Source organism: Polaromonas sp., from assembly GCF_041689105.1.
GTDB lineage: Bacteria > Pseudomonadota > Gammaproteobacteria > Burkholderiales > Burkholderiaceae_C > Polaromonas.
On the sequence record NZ_JBDNGU010000024.1, the window covers coordinates 1 to 1771 of the forward strand.

At 57.7% G+C, this 1771-nt stretch carries 6 protein-coding genes; all 6 read right to left on the reverse strand.

Features of this window, described 5'->3' with window-relative positions; translation table 11 throughout:
* Window positions 1-352: hypothetical protein (locus ACESMT_RS02085; RefSeq protein ID WP_372824776.1), on the reverse strand; the 352-nt coding region annotated here is incomplete at its 3' end.
* A 47-nt stretch (window positions 353-399) separates the two neighbouring features.
* On the reverse strand, window positions 400-639 hold the full coding sequence (locus tag ACESMT_RS02090; protein WP_372824778.1) for a hypothetical protein: 240 nt from the start codon (window positions 637-639) through the stop codon (window positions 400-402).
* Window positions 640-641: 2 nt separating this feature from the next.
* Window positions 642-881 carry a helix-turn-helix transcriptional regulator gene (locus tag ACESMT_RS02095; protein ID WP_372824780.1) on the reverse strand — a complete coding sequence of 80 codons (240 nt, stop codon included), beginning with the start codon at window positions 879-881 and terminating at the stop codon, window positions 642-644.
* Window positions 882-925: 44 nt separating this feature from the next.
* Window positions 926-1123, reverse strand: coding sequence for a hypothetical protein (locus ACESMT_RS02100; RefSeq protein WP_372824782.1), 198 nt, complete (start codon window positions 1121-1123; stop codon window positions 926-928).
* Window positions 1124-1141: 18 nt separating this feature from the next.
* The gene (locus ACESMT_RS02105) at window positions 1142-1342 is read right to left on the reverse strand and encodes a hypothetical protein (RefSeq protein ID WP_372824784.1); all 201 of its coding nucleotides are present in this window, start codon (window positions 1340-1342) and stop codon (window positions 1142-1144) included.
* 117 nt (window positions 1343-1459) lie between these two features.
* A partial coding sequence (locus tag ACESMT_RS02110) for a recombinase RecT (RefSeq protein WP_372824786.1) occupies window positions 1460-1771 on the reverse strand: 312 nt, incomplete at its 5' end.

Consider the following 1771-nt stretch of genomic DNA (forward strand, 5'->3'; position numbering starts at 1 on the left):
GGCTGGAGTAGTCGGCGAGGATGCTTCTGCAGGCCTGAATGCCAGCGCCGTCCAAGCGAATGTTTCCGCCTGCTTTGTGTCGCTTTCCGGTCATCGCGAGCGCCGTGATTGCGTCCTGAAGCAGCCCTTCGCCGTCGCCGATCTCTACAAGATCGCCTTGGCTGTCTGGCCATGGCCTGTTGACGATCAGCGTTTCCATGAGGTTCACCGCGTCGCTGACAAGGCGCCAGTCTTCCGTGCTGGGCGAGGCGCTTGTCTCCATGGAGTCAAGGCCTTGGTACATCCGGGTCAGCTGGTGCTGGCGATGTCTGGTTGGCAATATCTCTGTCGGGCTGGCCATCATGACGTCCATGAGGGTGTACCGGTAAATATGCACAACACGCTGCGGCTTTCGTTTTTTCATATACCCGCAATTTTTTGTGCAGCCCTGTGCAGGCGGGCGTTAAACCAGCGCCGGATCGCGTAGCTGCGGACCAGGCTGATGAGGGTGAACCAGGCGCCGATCGCCAGGTTATCGGCCAAGGGCAGGTGAATATCAAACATCGGGAAAATTGCAAGCTGGCTGGCCAGCGCTACACCGTAGCCGATCACCACGTTGAATGCGGACTCAATCAGAGATGCTGCACGGGACTGGTTCATTTTTATTCTTTGCTGGTTTTCGCATTCTCAAACATCCAATCTTCCACGTCTTGCTCGCGGTAGCGAATGTGCCCACGCGCGCCGCCGCCAAGCCGGATGAACTTTGGCCCCTTGCCGGCCATGCGCCAGTTCTCGAGCGCGCCAACCGCAATCTTGATTAGATGAGAGACATCTTGCGGCGTCAGCATCTGATTTGTTGACTGCACCTGCTGCTGGACCTGCCGGTTTTCAAACTTATCCATAAGAGCCGCCTTGCGGGCCACCCGAGGGCGGCCCTTGTTTTTCGTTACTCAGCGAAGGGCTCTTGAGGCTGCTCGGCGCTTACCACTGGGATGTTCTGCGACTCGGCTTGGGCCTTTGCTTGAGCCTCCAGGTTGTTCAGCAAAATCCACGCGTTGCTTTTGGTGGGCAAGTCGCCCAGGATGGCGTGTAGAAAGTTGAACTCGCTGACGGTGAATTTGAGGGTGATGGTTTGTTCGTTCATTTTTTACTTAGGTTGGCTTTATGACTCAGCGTCGTTGATTGCAACGCGCTCGATGGGCACACCGGACTCGACGTAGTCGCCGACGTCCGCGGCGCTTGGGTTTTCAATCACAAAGCGGTCTTTGATCAGGTGTCGAAGCAATCGGGCCTTGCTTCCCGCGCGGACCAAGCGGATTTTTTCGCTGTCGTGCTCGCGGATGAGATAAATGCGGTCTTCCATGTGTTTCTCCTAAGGTCAAAAAAATGGGTGGGGTACTCGCTGCACTGGTTGTCTCACGCTTGTGACGAGAGTCGGCAGGCTTATGCACGGCCCAGCATCCGCTTTCCCCCCAAAAACTTAAATAGGGCTGTCGCTGTCTTCCGGGTAAGACTGGCTTACATCGGAGGCGGGCATGTCGATCACCCCGTCGTCGTCTGCGGGCGGCGGGGCCTGCTCAGCGACCTTCTGCAGACGGCTGGGGCGCTTGGGCGCAGCTGCTGTTTCGGGCGGCTGCGTGGGCTCTGGCGACGGGGCCTGCTCAGGCATGAAAAGCTCGTCGTCATCTTTGATCATGCCGTCAATGTCTGTTGAGAGCGGCAGGCGCTTGCTGTGGCGGCGCACCACCGTTTTCTTGGCCATCTCGGCAAAGTCCGATACCCAAGGGCCAGA